We start from the raw sequence: 19,342 nt of genomic DNA, 5'->3' as shown, positions 1-19,342 counted from the left end.
TAGGAAACCCAACATTGAACTCACATAACAAACAACCATTAATCAGCTTAGTTCTTCCTAAATGCCCTGTTTTACAAAACAGCAGCATTACTGAACCTTGATTTACCTATTGAACATGTAGTCCATCGAAATGATGGAGCGATTTCGTGTACGCGCTATTTGAGTTGCTAACACGAAATGGGTAACTGTACCTGCTATTTGCATTTCACGTATGGCAGGAGAATTACATTTCAAAGGGATTAAATCATGAGCACAGCCTTTGAAGTCGATAATGCAGTGAACGACACTGTTATCGCAACACCATTTTCCACCCAGATTCCTGCTGTAGAAGGCGTTTATGATCTGACACCTGATCTGGTATTACAAGATCAGGCCGAGCACGAATCAGCGGTACGTTCTTATCCTCGTCGTCTTCCTATTGCGATCAAACAAGCTTATGGCGCACTGGTTGAAGACACTCGCGGTCAAATATTTTTAGATTGTCTTGCCGGTGCGGGTACGTTGGCTCTGGGTTACAACCATCCAGAAATCAACCAAGCACTCAAAGATCAGCTCGACTCTGGTCTTCCTTATCAGACACTGGATATCGCAACAGAAGCAAAAACGAATTTCATTCGCTCGGTGAAGAATTTTCTTCCTCAAGAGCTGAGTGATAACTGTGTACTCCAGTTCTGTGGCCCTTCAGGTGCGGATGCTGTAGAAGCCGCAATCAAACTCGCAAAGCAAACAACAGGTCGCAATACTATGTTTGCTTTCCGTGGTGCTTATCATGGCATGACAAACGGCACGATGGGCATGATGGGTAATCTAGGGACAAAAGCACGTCGCACAGGCCTAATGTCGGACGTACATTTTATGCCTTTCCCATACAGTCTGCGCTGCCCGTTTGGTTTGGGCGGCGACGAAGGCGCCAGAGCGGGTATTCGCTATATTGAACGCCTACTCAATGACGATGAAGCTGGAATCATGAAACCAGCCGCTATAGTTGTCGAGCCTGTTCAGGGCGAGGGCGGTGTTGTACCTGCTCCTGCATTTTGGTTGAAAGAATTACGTCGTATCTGTGACGAGCACGGTATCTTACTGATCTTTGATGAGATTCAGTGTGGTGTAGGTAAATCAGGCTACAACTTTGCGTTTGAAGAAGCGGGCATTGTGCCAGACATTCTTTGCTTATCGAAAGCGATTGGTGGCGGTATGCCAATGTCGCTCCTAGTCATCAATAAGAAACATGATACTTGGCTGCCAGGTGAGCACACGGGCACTTTCCGTGGCAATCAGCTGGCTATGGTGTCTGGCGCTAAAGCATTGGAAATCATCGAGCGAGATAATCTTGTTGAACACGCGAATGTTGCTGGTCAGTACTTGCGTTTGGGACTCGAGTCGATTCAGAAACGCGTCAACTGTATTGCTGAAGTTCGTGGCAAAGGTCTAATGCTTGGTGTGGAAATCCGCAAACCCGGTACAGAGCGCAATAAGTTTGGTGAGCCAGTCGCTGATGGTGAATTGACCTTGGCGATTCAGAGAGCTGCCCTTGAACGCGGGCTGATGGTTGAAAAAGGTGGACGTGACGGTTCGGTGATTCGATTCCTGCCACCATTGATTATAACCTTTGAGCAGATCGACTTTGCACTTCGAGTGCTGGAAGAAGCGATTCTGGTTGCTGGTGGGAGCCATGTTGAGCCACAAGACACCAATCAACAATGGAAACAGCATTTCATTCATACCGGTGAGTCTGGCAGTGATGAGTTCTGCAAAGTCATGAACCACACAACAGCGACAATGAAACAGGTCTTTGAACAAGTCGATGCGCCTTATTCAGGGCTTGACCCAAAGCAGTTAGAACAGGCGATTAATGCCGTTGATCTAAACAACAAAAATGCCAGCCTGACGGATGTGATCACGGATACCGCTGAACTAGTCGCAAAGAATGCTATTTTCACTCAGCATCCTGACTGTATCGCTCATCTTCATACTCCGCCGTTAATGTCTGCAGTGGCAGCAGAAGCGATGATTGCCTCTCTAAACCAGTCAATGGACTCCTGGGATCAAGCCTCTTCTGCGACTTATGTTGAGCAGAAAGTGGTGGATTGGCTGTGTGAGATATACGAGCTTGGCACACAGGCTGACGGCATATTTACCAGTGGTGGTACCCAAAGTAATCAAATGGGTTTAATGCTGGCTCGTGATTGGGTTGCAGACAAGCTATCAGGACACTCTATCCAGAAATTTGGATTGCCGGATTTCGCCGACAAACTTCGTATCATCTGCTCGAAGAAATCTCATTTTACGGTTCAGAAATCTGCATCTTGGATGGGGTTAGGTGAGAAAGCGGTGCTAACCGTTGATGCTCATAGTAACGGTACGATGGATGTCGCTCAGCTTGATGAAGTGATTAGCGAGGCGAAATCTCAAGGGTTGATTCCATTTGCCATCGTTGGGACGGCAGGAACCACTGACCATGGCGCAATTGATGATTTGAATGTGATTGCCGATGCAGCGCAAAAACACCAGATGTGGATGCATGTTGATGGTGCTTACGGTGGTGCACTGATTTTAAGCTGCCACAAAGAACGTCTAGCGGGTATTGAGCGCGCAGATTCAGTCAGCGTCGACTTCCATAAGTTGTTCTACCAAACAATCAGTTGTGGAGCTTTGTTACTTAAAGACAAACACAACTTTAAGTATCTGCTGCATCATGCGGATTACCTCAACCGTGAGCATGATGAGTTGCCTAACTTGGTAGATAAGTCGATTGCGACGACGAAGCGATTTGACGCATTGAAAGTCTTTATGACGATGCAGAATGTCGGTCCAGATACATTGGGTGCAATGTATGACCATCTTCTCGAACAAACTCAGCAAGTGGCGGATCTCGTTCGTAGCGACGACAACTTAGAATTGTTGTCTGAGCCATCATTGTCGACCGTGTTATTCCGCGTAGCAAATGCTCAAGTAGCGGATCTGGACGAGCTGAACAAAGTCGTAAGACTAGAAGCGTTGACTCGTGGCGTTGCGGTATTAGGTGAAACCATTGTTGATGGTAAAACCGCATTGAAATTTACGATTCTTAATCCGTGCCTGACGATGGCTGATTTTGAATCTTTACTAATTAAAATCAATAAGCTAGCTGCTGAGCTGGCGTAATTAAGGTAACGGAAAACTATGGCAATTCTACAGATTGGTGCAGGCGGCGTTGGCTGGGTAGTTGCACATAAAGCTGCGCAAAACAACGAAGTACTGGGTGACATCACCATTGCATCGCGTACCGTGAGCAAGTGTGAAAAAATCATCGAATCTATTCAGAAGAAAAACAACCTGAAAGATCCATCGAAGAAACTGGAAGCGCGTGCTGTTGATGCGGATGACGTTGATGCATTAGTTGCTCTTATTAAAGAAGTTCAGCCTGACCTTGTCATTAACGCAGGCCCTCCTTGGGTTAACATGACGATCATGGAAGCATGTTACCAAGCAAAAGTGAACTACCTAGATACCTCTGTTGCTGTTGATCTATGTTCTGAAGGCCAGCAAGTTCCTCAAGCTTACGATTGGCAGTGGGGCTACCGTGAGAAGTTCGCTGAAGCGGGCATCACAGGTATTTTGGGTGCTGGTTTCGATCCGGGCGTGGTTTCGGTATTTGCAGCTTACGCAGTGAAGCATCTGTTTGATGAAATCGACACCATTGATGTAATGGACGTAAATGCTGGCGATCACGGTAAGAAGTTCGCAACCAACTTCGACCCAGAAACCAACATGTTAGAAATCCAAGGTGATTCTTTCTACTGGGAAAATGAAGAGTGGAAACAGGTTCCGTGTCATTCGCGCATGCTTGAGTTTGAATTCCCGCTAGTGGGCAAGCACAAAGTGTACTCTATGGCGCACGATGAAGTTCGTTCTATGCAAGAGTTCATTCCAGCTAAACGTATCGAGTTCTGGATGGGTTTTGGTGACAAATACCTGAACTACTTCAACTGCATGCGTGACATCGGCTTACTAAGCCCAGATCCGCTGACGCTTCACGATGGTACGGTTGTACAGCCTCTACATGTACTTAAAGCACTGTTGCCAGACCCAACTTCTCTTGCTCCGGGTTATACTGGTAAAACTTGTATCGGTACTTGGGTTCAGGGTACGAAAGATGGCAAGCAGCGTAGCGTATTTATCTACAATAACGCTGATCATGAAGTCGCGTACGAAGATGTTGAGCATCAAGCAATTTCTTACACCACAGGTGTACCAGCGATCACCGCTGCACTTCAGTTCTTCCGCGGTGAGTGGGCGGATAAAGGTGTGTTCAATATGGAACAGCTAAATCCAGACCCATTCCTTGAGACTATGCCAAGCATTGGTCTTGATTGGCATGTTCAGGAACTAGAGCCGGGTCAACCTGTTATCCACAAACTAAAGTAAGCACTTATTGTTCTTAATTTGGATTTATAAGATTAAGCCGATGCACTAGTGTCGGCTTTGTTCGATTTTTACGGTAGTAATTAGGTCAGAATATAAAATGCAAAAAAACGAACTGAAAACACCATACTTTATGATCAATGAAGATAAGTTGGTCGAAAATCTAGAAAAAGCCAAGCAACTCAAAGAAATCTCGGGTGTGAAGTTGGTATTGGCGTTGAAGTGTTTTTCTACATGGGGTGTTTTCGACATCATTAAGCCTTACTTAGATGGCACAACGAGTTCTGGCCCATTTGAGGTTAAACTGGGGCATGAAACTTTTGGTGGTGAAACTCACGCGTACAGTGTCGGATACAGTGAGGATGATGTACGTGATGTGGCTGATATTTGCGACAAAATGATTTTTAACTCACAAAATCAATTGGCTGCGTATCGACACATTGTAGAAGGAAAGGCTTCACTTGGTTTACGCCTTAACCCAGGTGTGAGTTATGCAGGGCAAGATTTAGCAAATCCAGCACGTCAGTTTTCTCGCCTTGGTGTGCAAGCGGACCATATTGATCCAGAAGTCTTTGAAGATATTGATGGTGTGATGTTCCACATGAATTGTGAGAACAAAGACGTCGATGCGTTTATCGATCTGCTGGACTCTATTTCTGAGCAGTTTGGCCACTACTTGGATAAGCTTGACTGGGTCAGTATGGGCGGAGGTGTGTTTTTCACATGGCCGGGATACGACATCGAAAAACTTGGCTTAGCGCTTAAAGCGTTTTCTGAGAAGCACGGTGTTCAGATGTACCTTGAGCCGGGTGAAGCTATCATTACCAAGACAACAGACTTGGTTGTGACAGTGGTGGATATTGTTGAGAACGTTAAAAAAACCGCGATTGTAGATTCTGCAACGGAAGCTCATCGTTTGGATACGCTAATTTACAATGAACCCGCTTCTATTCTAGAAGCTGTGGATAAAGGTGAGCATGAGTATGTGATTGGCTCTTGTTCATGCTTGGCTGGTGATCAGTTCTGTGAGGCTAGCTTTGATAAACCTTTGGAAATAGGTCAGCGTCTACATATCTTAGATAGTGCGGGTTATACAATGGTGAAGCTCAACTGGTTTAATGGTTTAAGAATGCCTTCCGTGTACTGTGAACGCTCAGGTGGTGACATTCAGAAGCTCAATGAGTTCGATTATTCAGACTTTAAACGCTCGCTCTCACAATGGAGTGTTGAGTAGTTCAACGAAAAAGAGCAGCCGAAAAGCTGCTCTTTTTGTTACACCTCAACCATCACTCGTGTATCTTCACTGAGAGCTTCGAGTTCTTTGGCTACATCGTCTATTTGAACTTCGGTCGGTAATTTCAATGCGATATTTGCCGTGAACAAGCTGGAACTCACTCCTCCACCACCTGCGATGAACACACGTTGGCAGTCCATATCCAGAATGTTGATGCCTTGATTGTCCAGAACGTGCGTAATCTCATTAACAATGCCGGCTCGGTCATTGGAGTCTAACCGGACCTGATATATGGCATCGGCATTGTGTGTGTGGCTATCTGAATCGACAAACTGGACCAGTAGGTCGTCATGGTTGCGAAACGCTTCTTTAACGTACTCCGCTTTTTCCTCTGGCATTTCGACTTTGATGACTGCCGCGACTTGATCTTCGATAAAGTTCACTTTACTGATCAGCCACTTCCCTCCATTTTCATGAGTGATAGCCGCCAGCTGCTTGATTGTGGCAGGTGTTGCTTTACCGACGAAATTGACGATAAAAGTGCTATTCATAACGGCCTCCTAAATGCAAGCAATTCTTTTTATAGGGCTAAATTTAGTGTAGGAGTAGGGCGGAAGTTAGGTTTGATTCAGGTCAAGTTTTTGACCTGATAGCGGATTGTCTTGACCATTATGGTATGGCAGACACAAAAAAAGCGGCAATTCGCTGCCGCTTTCTTTGCTCAAGTGTCAGATTAAAAACTGATTTTCATCTCGACACCATAAAATACGCTGTCATAGCTAGCGCCAGCATCCATTGCAAACTTCGCTGCGTCTTGGTTACCAAACCAAGGTTTACTGTTGTATTGGAAATCTGCGCTACCGCCCCAAGCATCGCTTACCCACCCGTGGATGTGCCCAACAGGGTTAAGGAAGAATAAGGTTACGTCACCCATGGTTTGAGAGCCCCAGACTTCACCGCCAGTCGCAACGATTTCTTGTTCAGCCTCAAACATCATCTCACCCACAACAGCCCCGAAGAAAGGCGTAATGAACAGATCCTGCCAAGAAGGAACTTCAGCAAAAGCCTCAACACCATACTCCCAGAAGAAGGTCGACAGAGTTGCAGAATACAGGAAAGATTCGAATTCATTGAAGCCAGCGTGACGGGCTGCTGTATAGTAAACACCACCAAAGTAAGGGTGCATCACATAGTTTAGGAAATGGTCATCTCGGTCCCAAACCGGCCCTGAGGTTACGTTATCCTTCCACTTAGTGCCTAAGCCACTCAAATCGCGGTCTTCTTCATCCCATTTTGTAATAGATTCTGGAAGGAGAGTCATCAGGCCTACGGTCGCAACACTAAGACCCAAAATCGTGTAAGTTTGGCCTTTAAGGTAGTCCCAATCTTTCTCACTTTGTACGGTGAGGTATTTAGGCAACTCAGGCTCTTCCAGTTTTAATTCGCTTTCAGTTAAACCTAAGGCATAACTATTGCTAGGCTTATAAGAATAAGAGTTGCTGAAAAGACTGTAGTTTTCTGTGTTATCTACGGTGTATGAAAACTCAATGTGTTTCGGAGAATCGTAGGTATTGGCATTGGCGCAAGCAGAAGCCGACAACATCAAAGCGGTGATGTGTTTTTTGTACACGGATAAACTCCACAGTCTATTTCTAATAATGATCAGGCTCACAATTATCCACCAAAGCAAGAGGAATGGAAACCGGAAATTGTCCTAATTAAGAAACTTAGTTTCTAAAAAACACTCAAACAATGAAAATGATCAGTTTGATTGTTCATGTTTGTGACTCAGGACCAGAGGTTTCCTGAAAAGGAAAATAATTATGTTGAAAATAGCGATGTTAAGTACCGGTGAAGAAGTGCTTCACGGCGATATCGTTGATACCAATGCGGCGTGGTTGTCTGAAAAGTTTTTTCAGCACGGTTTTTCCCTGTCGAAACGTTCAACCGTTGGTGATAGTCAGTCAGCGTTGGTGGAAGAGCTGATGATGCTGAGCTTCAACTGCGATGTAGTGATTGTGAATGGTGGACTTGGCCCAACATCCGATGACCTGAGTGCCGAAGCGGCAGCTCAGGCGTCAGAGACTGAGTTGGAGCTTTACCCTGAGTGGTTAGAAAGGCTGGAGCAGTTTTTCGCCGCAAGAGGGCTTCCTATGCCGGAAAGCAACCGCAAGCAAGCGATGCTTCCGAAAGGCTCACTCATGCTAGACAACCCAGTGGGTACGGCCTGCGGATTTTTAGTGAATTTCAATGAGTGTGATTTTTACTTTACGCCTGGCGTACCGAGTGAATTTAAGTTAATGGTTGAAGCGCAAATTATTCCGCACCTCAAGCAAAATCACAGTGATGTTGTTGGTTATGAATGCAGTAAGCTACATACCTTTGGCACTTCTGAATCTGCGCTTTCAGATAAGCTGGACAAAGTACAACTTCCAGAAGGCTACTTTTTAGGTTACCGCTCCTACATGCCTTACATTGAGGTCAAGCTGTTTGGCCCTAAGGATGACTTGGACAATCGCGTTAAGTTACTCCAGCTAGTCTACAACTTGATTGAAAGTAACGTAGTGAGTGTTGATGAGTCTATGCAAGACAATGTTGGTCATTTGATTCTCGAGAAGAAATGGTCAATTTCAACCGCAGAACAGTCTACACACGGTAACTTATCATTATGGCTTCACTCCAACGAAGAAGCGGCAGACTACTGCGGACATGGCTGGGTTTTGGGCAATAAAGTCGATGTCGGTAATAGCGATAACGATGACTTAGCGGCTGCATTTGCTTTAGCTGGAGCCACGAAAGATAAATGTGCGACCGATGTAGCGATTGCAACGGGAAAAGTTAAAGAACGCACATTCTCAGTAGCGATTTCTGCAAGAGAAGGTGAGTGGGGGCAGACGTTGACCTTTAATCGTCATTTCTCTAGAGCAGATCAAACCACGATTATTACCACGGTGGCTGCGGACATGTTAAGGCGTTATTTGTCAGGCAAAACCATGTTTCCTAACTACAGCTCACTAACTCGGGACAAAGAAATGTATGTCCCTCAAAACGTTATTTCTGGCTAGAACAGAGCCGAATATCTGTCAAACTCCTACCGAGTGGCATGCAGTAATAAGTGAATGAATATGTTTGTTATTACTCGCATGCTTTCATAATTATTTCTTAGAAGAAAATCATCTATAGCTTAAATGGATGATTTTAAATAGATGCCAACTTTGTCTCCTAATTGCAACGTGCATTTGTTGCAATTGTGCTTAAAATGATAGTTCGTCGCAGGTTTTGCTCAGGGAGGTTAGCATGTTCCATCATTCAAAAATAATGGTTTGGTATCAGGTGGCGAGTCAGAAAGTTGTTTTGGGAGAAGCACTTAGTGATGATAAACAGGACGTTATCTCTATGTGGCTTCATGCTCCGGAAGAAAAAAATCAAGAAAATTCATTAGGCTATCGCTTGTCCCTATTTGACGATGATGGGCGAGAGATTGCCGACAAAGCAGTGTCTATGTTGACCGCCGATGAGTTCTTATCCGGTATTCAGATTCGTGCCTAAATAATAAAAGAAAACCCGGCAATGCTAGCCGGGCTTTTTATAATTTGCATATTTATGCGCGTTTTTCCTTCAGGGAATAGTTGACATCTTCAATTTCAATGTCTGACTTTGCTTTACAAATGCAAGGCAAAATTTCATCACTCTGAGTGTACGCCATCGCAAAACCAACATATTCTACTTCACCTTTGACGAGCTTACAGCGGCATGCACCACAGTGGCCATCTCGGCAGTTATATTCAGGTTCAATCCCCGCTTGTTCCATCGTCTCTAGGATGGTGTTTGAAGGATTAGACTGAATCGCAGTAATACCGTTGATTTTTATGTTGGGCATTACAGTTCGAAGTCCTTGAAGTCGTCCGCTTGTACATCGCTGTCAATCTGACCAACAAGGTAAGAGGAGATCTCTGCTTCCTGCGGTGCTACCTGTACGTTATCTGAAGATAACCAAGCGTTAATCCATGGAATCGGGTTAGATGTTGCCTCTGGGTAAGCGGCATCTAGTCCTACTGCCTGCATACGGATGTTAGTGATGTACTCAACATACTGGCAAAGGATATCTTTGTTCAGGCCAATCATTGAACCATCTTTAAACAGGTATTCCGCCCATTCTTTTTCTTGCTCAGCCGCATCTTTAAACAGGTCAAAACACTCTTGCTTACACTCTTCAGCAATTTGCATGAATGAGAAGTCATCCTGGCCGTTGCGTAGAAGGTTGATCATGTGCTGTGTACCCGTCAGGTGAAGGGCTTCATCACGCGCGATAAGCTTGATGATCTTCGCATTACCTTCCATCAGTTCACGTTCTGCAAATGCAAATGAACAAGCAAAGCTGACGTAGAAACGGATTGCCTCTAGTGCATTTACAGACATCAAACATACGTACAGTTTCTTCTTCAATTCGTGAAGGCTGATTTTAACGTCTTCACCATTGATAGTATGCGTACCTTCGCCGTAACGATGGTAGTCATTCGTCATTTGGATCAGATCGTCGTAGTAGTGTGAAATGTCTTCAGCACGCTTCAGAATATGCTCATTTTCAACGATGTCATCAAACACTAGGCCTGGATCATTCACGATGTTGCGGATGATATGGGTGTACGAACGTGAGTGAATCGTTTCAGAGAACGACCACGTTTCAATCCACGTTTCTACTTCTGGTAGTGATACTAGAGGAAGTAGGGCAACGTTCGGGCTACGACCCTGAATGGAATCCAGTAGTGTTTGGTACTTCAGGTTAGAAATGAAAATGTGCTTTTCATGTTCTGGTAACTTGTTGTAATCGATGCGATCGCTTGATACGTCGACTTCTTCTGGACGCCAGAAGAAAGATAATTGCTTCTCTATCAGTTTTTCGAAGATCTCGAACTTCTGTTGGTCGTAACGAGCAACGTTTACTGACTGACCTAAGAACATTGGCTCTTTTAGTTGGTCATTTTTGTTTCGGTTAAAAGTACTGTAAGCCATGATGCCTCAATTCCTTTTAAGCCCCTCAAGCGAGGGGCAGATAATCTGTTAAGCCTTGCTAATCCTATTGTCGGATTAGTGATTAGATCTTACAACCGCCGCCTGCACAATCGTCGTCTTGTGGTTGTACAGCGTCTTTCTGGTCATCGCTCGCACCATCGCGAGTGTTATGGTAGTAAAGTGTCTTCACACCATACTTGTACGCTGTTAGCAGATCTTGTAGCAGTTTCTTCATTGGCACTTTGCCACTCTCGAAACGGCTTGGGTCATAGTTAGTGTTGGCTGAAATTGCCTGATCGACAAACTTCTGCATGATACCAACCAAATGTAGATAACCGTCATTAGAACCAATATTCCAAAGAAGCTCGTAGTTATCTTTGTATTCAGTGAACTCAGGAACAACCTGCTTCAGGATACCGTCTTTCGATGCTTTTACAGATACGTAGCCGCGTGGAGGCTCGATACCATTTGTCGCATTTGAAATTTGAGAAGACGTTTCTGAAGGCATTAGCGCCGTTAGCGTTGAGTTACGCAGGCCGTGAGTCATGATCTCTTCACGAAGACCGTCCCAGTCGTAATGAAGGGGTTCATCACAAACTAAGTCCAGATCTTTCTTGTAGGTGTCGATTGGTAGCAAACCTTTCGCATAGTTGGTTTCACCAAATAAAGGACACTTACCTTGCTCTTTCGCTAGCGCCACAGACGCTTTTAGCAAGTAGTATTGAATCGCTTCAAAAGTACGGTGCGTCAGGCCATTAGCGCTGCCGTCTGAGTATTTCACGCCATTCTTAGCTAGGTAGTAAGCGTAGTTAATAACACCAACACCCAGAGTACGACGGTTCATCGTTGACTTGTATGCCGCTGGTAGAGGGTAGTCTTGATAATCTAGTAGGGCATCAAGCGCACGAACAACCAGATCAGATAGCTCTTCAAAGTCATCAAGAGACTTAATAGCACCCAAGTTGAATGCTGAAAGCGTACACAGTGCAATCTCACCTGAGTCGTCTTCTACGTTTGTCAGAGGTTTCGTTGGAAGAGCGATCTCCAAACATAGGTTAGACTGACGAACAGGTGCAACTTCAGAGTCAAATGGGCTGTGAGTATTACAGTGGTCAACGTTCTGAATATAGATACGACCTGTAGAAGCGCGTTCCTGCATCAAGATAGAGAACATCTCGATAGCTTTAACGGATTCTTTCTTGATTGATGGATCGTTTTCGTATTTAACGTACAGACGTTCAAACTCATCTTGATTCTCAAAGAACGCATCGTATAGGCCTGGCACGTCTGATGGTGAGAACAGCGTAATGTTTCCGCCTTCAACCAAACGCTGATACATCAGGCGGTTTAGCTGAACACCATAGTCCATATGGCGAACACGGTTTTCTTCGACACCGCGGTTGTTCTTAAGCACCATTAGTGCCTGAGATTCACCGTGCCATAGAGGGTAGAATACGGTTGCAGCACCACCACGCACGCCACCTTGCGAACAACATTTAACGGCAGTTTGGAAGTATTTGTAGAATGGGATACAGCCTGTGTGGAACGCTTCACCGTTACGGATTTCTGAGCCCAGCGCACGAATTCGACCAGCGTTGATACCAATACCTGCACGTTGCGAAACGTAACGTACGATAGAGCTTGCTGTTGCGTTGATAGAGTCTAAGCTATCGCCACACTCGATCAGAACACATGAACTGAACTGACGAGTCGGAGTACGCACACCAGACATAATTGGCGTTGGCAGGGAAATCTTGAATGTTGACGTCGCATCGTAGAAGCGCTTGATGTAATCAAGACGCGTTTCTTTTGGATACTTAGCAAACAGACATGCCGCTACAAGGATATACAGGAACTGAGCACTTTCGTAGATTTCACCAGATACACGGTTTTGAACGAAGTACTTACCTTCTAGCTGTTTAACTGCTGCGTAGGAGAAATCGAGGTCACGTTTGTGATCTAGGTACGCATCTAGTTCATCCAGCTCAGCTTTTGTATAGTCTTCCAAAATGTGCTGATCGTATTTGCCCATGTCGATAAGGCGGGACACATGGTCATGTAGCGTCGGCGGCTCGTATTGACCATAAGCTTTTTTGCGCAGGTGGAATACGGCTAGTCGAGCGGCTAGGTATTGATAATCTGGCGTTTCTTCTGAGATCAAATCGGCCGCTGATTTGATGATTGTTTCATGGATATCAGTAGTAGTGATTCCATCGTAGAACTGAATGTGAGCGCGCAGTTCTACCTGAGATACAGAAACATTGTCTAGACCTTCAGCAGCCCAGGTAATTACTCTGTGGATCTTTTCCAGATCAATACTTTCTTTGCGGCCGTCACGTTTGGTAACGGTTAGTTGTTGGTTCATTCTGCTTAATTTCCCTAACAAAACTGATAAAAGCCGTGTTTTCGTGTAATTCTTGTAAAAAATGTTCCGGCTTTGTGATCAAAGTCTATCTATATATTGTAGTACAAACACAACATATAGGGGTGCATTGCTGTGCGAGTTACAAGATAGTGCTATCCATGCCCCTTTTCAAGTTGCAGATCTGGGATGACTTGTGGATAACTAACAAAAATGAAAATTTCAGTAAGTGGACACTAACCGATGGGGTTAGAGTCTAATTGATTGTATAAAATTACCGTTTTGAGATCGGTTTATAAGTAACCACAAACAAAAAAAAATTCCTTGATCTTTCAGGAATTCTGAGCGTGATTTTATGGCTGTATATTTTGGAATCAGAGCCCCAAAAATGGGCGAAAAAATAACAAAAAAAGCGGGGCAATATGCCACCGCTTTCTATATGTTAGACTTATGAATGATACGTGTTGTTATTAAAACTTTTGCGTATGAACAATATAATTCACATCAACTTTATTGCCGAGCTTATAGCTATCCGTTAATGGATTATAAAGTAGGCCCGTTATCCCCATTTCTGTTAGGTCGGTATGATCAATCATCTTAATTAGCTCTGCTGGCCGAATGAACTTTTCATGATCGTGTGTACCTTCTGGAACAATACGTAGTAGCTTTTCAGCCCCAACAATAGCGAATAGGTAAGACTTAAAGTTTCGGTTTAGTGTTGAGAAAAACACGTGACCACCGGGCTTGACCAATGCAGCGCAAGCACTAATGACAGATTGAGGGTCGGGAACGTGCTCAAGCATTTCCATACAGGTGACGACATCATACTTGCCTGCATTGTCGCGAGCATGGTCTTCAATTGTACTTTGTATATAGGACAACTCAGTGCCTGTCTCCAGTGCGTGCAATCGAGCTACCTCTAGTGGCTCCTTACCCATATCAAGGCCAGTCACTGTTGCGCCTTCTTTCGCCATGCTTTCAGCAAGAATTCCACCGCCACAGCCAACATCTAGAACGGTTTTTCCAAACAAGCCATTCGTGTTATCCAATACGTAATTCAGTCGTAGTGGGTTGATTTGATGCAGAGGCTTGAACTCACCCTCTAAATCCCACCAGCGAGAGGCCATCTCTTCAAATTTTTTGATTTCGTTTGGATCGACATTTTGTGACTGGGTCATAACTACTCTATTTACTTAACGACTTCCTTGAAACAGGTGGGCATTATAACCCTTAACTCTCAACTCTCCATAGAAGGGATCACTTTTCTCAAGAGGTGGTGAAAATATAACCATTAATCAGCGAGATAAATTCAGAGTGTGCAATTTCTCAGCATTTGATTCACAACCAAGCTCACAACCTGATAAAAGGAGAGGGAAAGTAATGCCGAACTGTTGATTTGTGTGTTATATTTTTGCACCTTAAACGTATTGTACATACGATCTATAAATAGAGGGATATTGGCTCTATGAGCGATCTAGCTAAAGAGATCACGCCCGTAAACATTGAAGATGAGCTTCGAGGTTCGTACCTTGACTATGCGATGTCCGTTATCGTTGGTCGTGCTCTTCCAGATGTGCGTGATGGCCTAAAGCCTGTACACCGCCGCGTTTTGTTCGCGATGAATGTACTAGGTAATGACTGGAATAAACCATACAAAAAATCTGCCCGTGTAGTTGGCGACGTAATCGGTAAATATCACCCTCACGGTGATAGCGCTGTGTACGACACTATCGTACGTATGGCTCAGCCGTTCTCACTACGTTACATGCTTGTTGATGGCCAAGGTAACTTTGGCTCCATCGATGGTGACTCAGCGGCGGCAATGCGTTATACCGAAGTCCGCATGGCGAAAATCGCCCATGAACTTCTGGCTGACCTAGACAAAGAAACTGTCGATTACGTACCTAACTATGATGGTACGGAGCAAATCCCGGCAGTTCTCCCGACAAAAATTCCTAACTTACTGGTGAACGGTGCTTCTGGTATCGCGGTAGGTATGGCAACCAACATTCCTCCGCACAACTTGACTGAGGTAATCGATGGCTGTCTGGCTTACATCAATAATGAAGAGATCACTATTGATGAGCTAATGGATTATATTCCTGGTCCTGATTTCCCTACGGCAGCGCTTATCAGTGGTCGTAAAGGCATTGTAGACGCGTACAAAACAGGTCGCGGTAAGATCTACATGCGTTCTAAAGCGGAAATCGAAGCAGACAAGAATGGCAAAGAAACCATTGTTGTCACAGAGATTCCGTACCAGGTTAACAAAGCTCGCCTAATCGAAAAAATTGCTGAGCTGGTTAAAGATAAGAAAGTTGAAGGCATCAGTGCACTACGTGACGAGTCTGATAAAGACGGTATGCGTATTGTCATCGAATGTAAGCGTGATGCGGTAGGTGAAGTTGTTCTGAACAACTTGTACGCAAATACTCAGCTACAGACGACTTTCGGTATCAACATGGTTGCGCTGAACAATGGTCAGCCACAACTGTTTAACCTGAAAGATATGCTGAAGTGCTTCGTTGACCACCGCCGTGAAGTGGTGACTCGTCGTACTATCTTCGAATTACGCAAAGCTCGTGAACGTGCTCATATCCTTGAAGGGTTAGCACTTGCACTTGCAAATATTGACGAAATCATTGAATTGATCCGTCGCGCTCCAACACCTGCTGAAGCCAAAGAAGGGTTAGTAGCTCGCGGTTGGGACTTAGGCAATGTTGCAGCAATGCTTGAGCGTGCAGGTACAGATGCGGCTCGTCCAGAGTGGCTAGAGCCTCAGTTTGGTATCCGTGATGGTCAGTACTTCCTGACTGAGCAGCAAGCACAAGCGATTCTAGATCTTCGTCTACAGAAACTGACTGGTCTAGAGCACGAGAAGATTCTTGATGAGTACAAACAGCTTCTAGAAGAAATCGCAGAGCTAATGCACATCCTTGCAAGCACTGAGCGCTTGATGGAAGTGATCCGCGAAGAGCTTGAAGCGGTTCGTGACGGTTTCGGCGATGCACGTCGCACAGAAATCACTGCTGCAATCCATGATATCGACATGGAAGAGCTTATTGCTCGCGAAGACGTCGTTGTAACGCTTTCTCACGAAGGTTACGTTAAGTATCAGCTACTGAGCGACTACGAAGCTCAGCGACGTGGTGGTAAAGGTAAGAGTGCAACCAAGATGAAAGAAGAGGATTACATCGAGCGTCTGCTTGTTGCTAATACTCATGACAACATCCTATGTTTCTCTACTCGTGGTAAAACATATCGCTTGAAGGTATACCAATTACCGCAAGCTAGCCGCACTGCACGTGGCAAACCAATCGTGAACATTCTTCCGTTAGAAGAAAATGAGCGTATCACAGCAATTCTACCTGTTTCTGAATTCAGCCCAGAGAAGTTCATCTTTATGGCAACGGGTGATGGAACGGTTAAGAAGACTTCTCTCGATCAGTTTGCGAACGTACGTTCTAATGGTCTGATTGCGGTTAACCTGCGTGAAGATGACTCACTGATTGGTGTTGATATCACCGATGGTGACAGTGACATCATGCTGTTCTCTAAAGCAGGTAAAGTGGTTCGATTTAGCGAAGATAAAGTTCGTGCCATGGGTCGTACTGCGGCAGGTGTACGTGGTATGAAACTGGCTGATGATGATCAGGTTGTTTCACTGATTGTTCCTTCTAACGAAGGTGACATTCTGACAGTGACGCAAAATGGTTACGGTAAGCGTACAGAGCTGGCCGAGTATCCAACGAAAGGTCGTGCAACTCAGGGCGTTGTGTCTATCAAGGTTTCTGAGCGTAACGGTAGTGTCGTTGGCGCGGTACAGGTAGAAGAAGGCGATGAGATGATGATGATCACCGACGCTGGTACTCTAGTCCGCACACGCGTAGCGGAAGTTAGTCAAGTTGGTCGTAACACGCAAGGTGTTACTCTTATCCGTACTGCTGAAGACGAAAACGTTGTAGGTTTGCAGCGTATTGACGAAGTTGAAGAGTCTGATTTGCCTGAAGGCGAAGAATTAGAAGGTCAGGAAGGTGAAGTATCTGAAGCCGCTCCAGAATCTACACCAGACGCTGAGGTTGATACTGACGCAGACGAGCAAGAATAATCGTTGACGTTATGTTTAAAAGCCGGGTTTGAACCCGGCTTTTTTGTGTCTGAAATTCAGAGATCTTGCCTTCCCAAATCACCATGTTAGAAACAAACTAATAGTAATCAGTCGCTTAAGTTGAGAGTGATAAATTTCATCAATATCTAATTGATAAAATTATCTCTGACAAAGGTATGACGCCAAAAAAATAACGTTATTACAAATAGTTACAGGTAAATAATATTTCAATAATATTGCGTGCATGAATGCGAAATTGCCTATAAAATTCGCAGCTTCTGTCTGTTCCACAACCAATATTAACTATCATGAAACTGTCACTGAAACAAAAACTCATCGGTGCCAGCTTATTAGCCGTTGTGCTAATGGCGAGTGCATTGACTTGGCTTTCTGCCGACCAACTTTTCCAGCAAACTCGCAATGGCGTAAATGCCAGAGCAGAAAGTCTAGCTACCGCTGCCTCGGAAGGTATTTCAGATTGGATTACCATCCGTGAGGATATTGCTAAAGCGTTTAACGATTACAGCCAAGAGCAAGACGTTGTTCCTTATCTTCAGCAGGCCCGTAAAGCGGGCGGCTTTGATGATATTTTCCTAGGCACGCCAGAAGGTGGTATGTTCCGTTCCCACCCTGAGCGCAATCGTGCGGATTACGATCCGCGCGTTCGTCCTTGGTATAAAGATGCGAACGCAGCCGGTCGTCAGATCATTACCACAGCGTATAAAGATGCAATCACTAATGCACTGTTGGTTACTATTGCAGAACCTGTTCGTCGCAATGGCAAATTGGTAGGCGTAGTGGGTGCTGATGTATTGATTGACCAGCTTATCGATGATGTTATCAACCTAGATGCGGGTGAAAATGCCTACGCAATGCTGATTGATACGCAAGATGGCACATTCCTAGCACATCCGAACAAAGATCTTTCTCTCAAACCTGTGACTACGCTATCTAAAAAGCTGACAATGAGCGCGATTGAAAACGCTGCGAATTCAGGTGCAATGGAGATCATTGAGCGCAAAGGTCAGGAGAAATTCTACTTCTTCAAAAAGGTTCCTGGTACGCAGTGGATTTTCGCCATTGAGATGGATCGTCAAACAGAAGAAGCGGCGCACACCGCATTGCTGGAAAACCTGCTGCTGACGGCAACGATCATCACAATCATTGTTATCGCGGTTGTTTCTTGGCTGGTGAGCTTCTTGTTCCGCGATCTTGGACGCGTATCTCACGCTCTTGAAGAAATCGCATCTGGTGAAGGGGATCTCACACAGCGCCTTGAACCTCGCAGTGATGATGAAGTGGGCCAATTGGCAACGAACTTCAACACCTTTGTTGGCAACATGCATGCGATGGTTTCCAAGCTAAGTCATGTATCGGCGTCACTCTCAGAGCAAGCTAAGCAGACGGCGGAACATGCTGAAGAGCGCAGCGCACGTATTCGTCTCCAGCAAGATGAGATTAATATGGTAGCGACTGCAATCAATGAAATGGCAGCAGCAACCCAAGAAATTGCTGGCAATGCAGATAACACTGCGCAAAACTCAACGGAAGCGGTGACAGCGTGTGTTCACGGTGGTAAGCAAGTTGTTCAGACTCAGTCTTCGATTCAGAATCTGGCCCAAGAAGTACAAGTTGCTACAGATGTTATCCAAGAACTTGAAACGCACGGTAATAGCATCAGCACGATTCTATCCACAATTCAGGATATCGCTGAGCAAACGAACCTGTTGGCACTGAATGCTGCGATTGAAGCGGCACGTGCTGGCGAACAAGGTCGCGGTTTCGCTGTTGTCGCTGATGAAGTTCGTGTTCTTAGCCAACGCACCCATGCGTCGACGCAAGAGATTCAGCAAATGATCGAAACATTGCAAAGTACCACGGGTAAAGCGGTGAGCATTATGGGCGATAGCCGTCAGCTTGCAGACACCAGCGTCACCGATGCGGACTCAGCAGCGGTCAGCTTAACTCAGATTCAATCAGCGGTTGAGCAAATCAGCGATATGGCGACACAGATTGCTTCTGCCGCGGAAGAACAAGCCTCGGTAACCTCTGAGATCACTCGCAATACGGTTGGTATTCGCGATGTATCAAACGAGCTTGCTGATGAAGCTCACGACGCTGCAGCACAAGCCGCTCAGCTTTCAGAGCTGTCTCACGAACTAGAACAGGAAATTGGCCGCTTTAAACTGTAAGTGTCTAATTAAATGACGAAAGGCTCGGA

General features: G+C 45.1%; 13 protein-coding genes. 7 read left to right on the top strand and 6 right to left on the bottom strand.

The features are described 5' to 3' along the window. Positions 1–246 precede the first annotated feature (246 nt). The 3 genes from VIC_RS21710 to nspC all read left to right on the top strand — a co-directional run bounded on the left by VIC_RS21710 (position 247) and on the right by nspC (position 5,638). Positions 247–3,144 (top strand): pyridoxal phosphate-dependent class III aminotransferase, encoded by a 2,898-nt coding sequence (locus tag VIC_RS21710; protein WP_006962503.1) that lies wholly within the window; start codon positions 247–249, stop codon positions 3,142–3,144. 18 nt (positions 3,145–3,162) lie between these two features. Further along, positions 3,163–4,407, top strand: coding sequence for a carboxynorspermidine synthase (locus VIC_RS21705; RefSeq protein WP_006962502.1), 1,245 nt, complete (start codon positions 3,163–3,165; stop codon positions 4,405–4,407). A gap of 97 nt (positions 4,408–4,504) precedes the next feature. After that, on the top strand, positions 4,505–5,638 hold the full coding sequence (gene nspC, locus VIC_RS21700) for a carboxynorspermidine decarboxylase (protein ID WP_006962500.1): 1,134 nt from the start codon (positions 4,505–4,507) through the stop codon (positions 5,636–5,638). Between the two features lie 38 nt (positions 5,639–5,676). Here nspC and VIC_RS21695 read toward each other — a convergent pair whose 3' ends face one another. Both VIC_RS21695 and VIC_RS21690 read right to left on the bottom strand, forming a co-directional pair. Next, positions 5,677–6,189 carry a glycine cleavage system transcriptional repressor gene (locus VIC_RS21695; RefSeq protein WP_006962498.1) on the bottom strand — a complete coding sequence of 171 codons (513 nt, stop codon included), beginning with the start codon at positions 6,187–6,189 and terminating at the stop codon, positions 5,677–5,679. 182 nt (positions 6,190–6,371) lie between these two features. Beyond that, a complete protein-coding gene (locus VIC_RS21690; protein WP_006962496.1) occupies positions 6,372–7,268 on the bottom strand; it encodes a DUF3943 domain-containing protein in 897 nt (298 codons plus the stop codon). Between the two features lie 193 nt (positions 7,269–7,461). On the opposite strand from VIC_RS21690, the gene VIC_RS21685 reads away from it, so the two are divergent. Both VIC_RS21685 and VIC_RS21680 read left to right on the top strand, forming a co-directional pair. Further along, the gene (locus VIC_RS21685) at positions 7,462–8,703 is read left to right on the top strand and encodes a CinA family nicotinamide mononucleotide deamidase-related protein (protein WP_006962494.1); all 1,242 of its coding nucleotides are present in this window, start codon (positions 7,462–7,464) and stop codon (positions 8,701–8,703) included. Positions 8,704–8,935: 232 nt separating this feature from the next. Further along, on the top strand, positions 8,936–9,187 hold the full coding sequence (locus tag VIC_RS21680) for a hypothetical protein (RefSeq protein ID WP_006962492.1): 252 nt from the start codon (positions 8,936–8,938) through the stop codon (positions 9,185–9,187). Positions 9,188–9,239: 52 nt separating this feature from the next. Here the strand turns inward: VIC_RS21680 and yfaE are convergent, their stop codons facing one another. The 4 genes from yfaE to ubiG all read right to left on the bottom strand — a co-directional run bounded on the left by yfaE (position 9,240) and on the right by ubiG (position 14,191). Beyond that, on the bottom strand, positions 9,240–9,518 hold the full coding sequence (gene yfaE / locus VIC_RS21675; protein ID WP_006962489.1) for a class I ribonucleotide reductase maintenance protein YfaE: 279 nt from the start codon (positions 9,516–9,518) through the stop codon (positions 9,240–9,242). Beyond that, on the bottom strand, positions 9,518–10,651 hold the full coding sequence (gene nrdB / locus VIC_RS21670; protein WP_006962487.1) for a class Ia ribonucleoside-diphosphate reductase subunit beta: 1,134 nt from the start codon (positions 10,649–10,651) through the stop codon (positions 9,518–9,520). The genes yfaE and nrdB overlap by 1 nt, the downstream gene beginning before the upstream one ends. A gap of 82 nt (positions 10,652–10,733) precedes the next feature. Further along, positions 10,734–13,016, bottom strand: a complete 2,283-nt coding sequence (gene nrdA, locus VIC_RS21665) for a class 1a ribonucleoside-diphosphate reductase subunit alpha (RefSeq protein ID WP_006962486.1) — start codon at positions 13,014–13,016, stop codon at positions 10,734–10,736. A 467-nt stretch (positions 13,017–13,483) separates the two neighbouring features. Continuing rightward, the gene (gene ubiG / locus VIC_RS21660; protein ID WP_006962484.1) at positions 13,484–14,191 is read right to left on the bottom strand and encodes a bifunctional 2-polyprenyl-6-hydroxyphenol methylase/3-demethylubiquinol 3-O-methyltransferase UbiG; all 708 of its coding nucleotides are present in this window, start codon (positions 14,189–14,191) and stop codon (positions 13,484–13,486) included. A gap of 287 nt (positions 14,192–14,478) precedes the next feature. Between ubiG and gyrA the strand changes: the two genes are divergently transcribed. Both gyrA and VIC_RS21650 read left to right on the top strand, forming a co-directional pair. Continuing rightward, positions 14,479–17,121, top strand: a complete 2,643-nt coding sequence (gene gyrA, locus VIC_RS21655) for a DNA topoisomerase (ATP-hydrolyzing) subunit A (RefSeq protein ID WP_006962482.1) — start codon at positions 14,479–14,481, stop codon at positions 17,119–17,121. Positions 17,122–17,429: 308 nt separating this feature from the next. After that, on the top strand, positions 17,430–19,313 hold the full coding sequence (locus VIC_RS21650) for a methyl-accepting chemotaxis protein (RefSeq protein WP_006962480.1): 1,884 nt from the start codon (positions 17,430–17,432) through the stop codon (positions 19,311–19,313). Positions 19,314–19,342: the final 29 nt, after the last annotated feature.

Source organism: Vibrio coralliilyticus ATCC BAA-450 (assembly GCF_000176135.1).
Taxonomy (GTDB): domain Bacteria; phylum Pseudomonadota; class Gammaproteobacteria; order Enterobacterales; family Vibrionaceae; genus Vibrio; species Vibrio coralliilyticus.
Note: the sequence above shows the minus strand (reverse complement) of the source record. Positions and strands in the feature narration are given on the sequence as shown.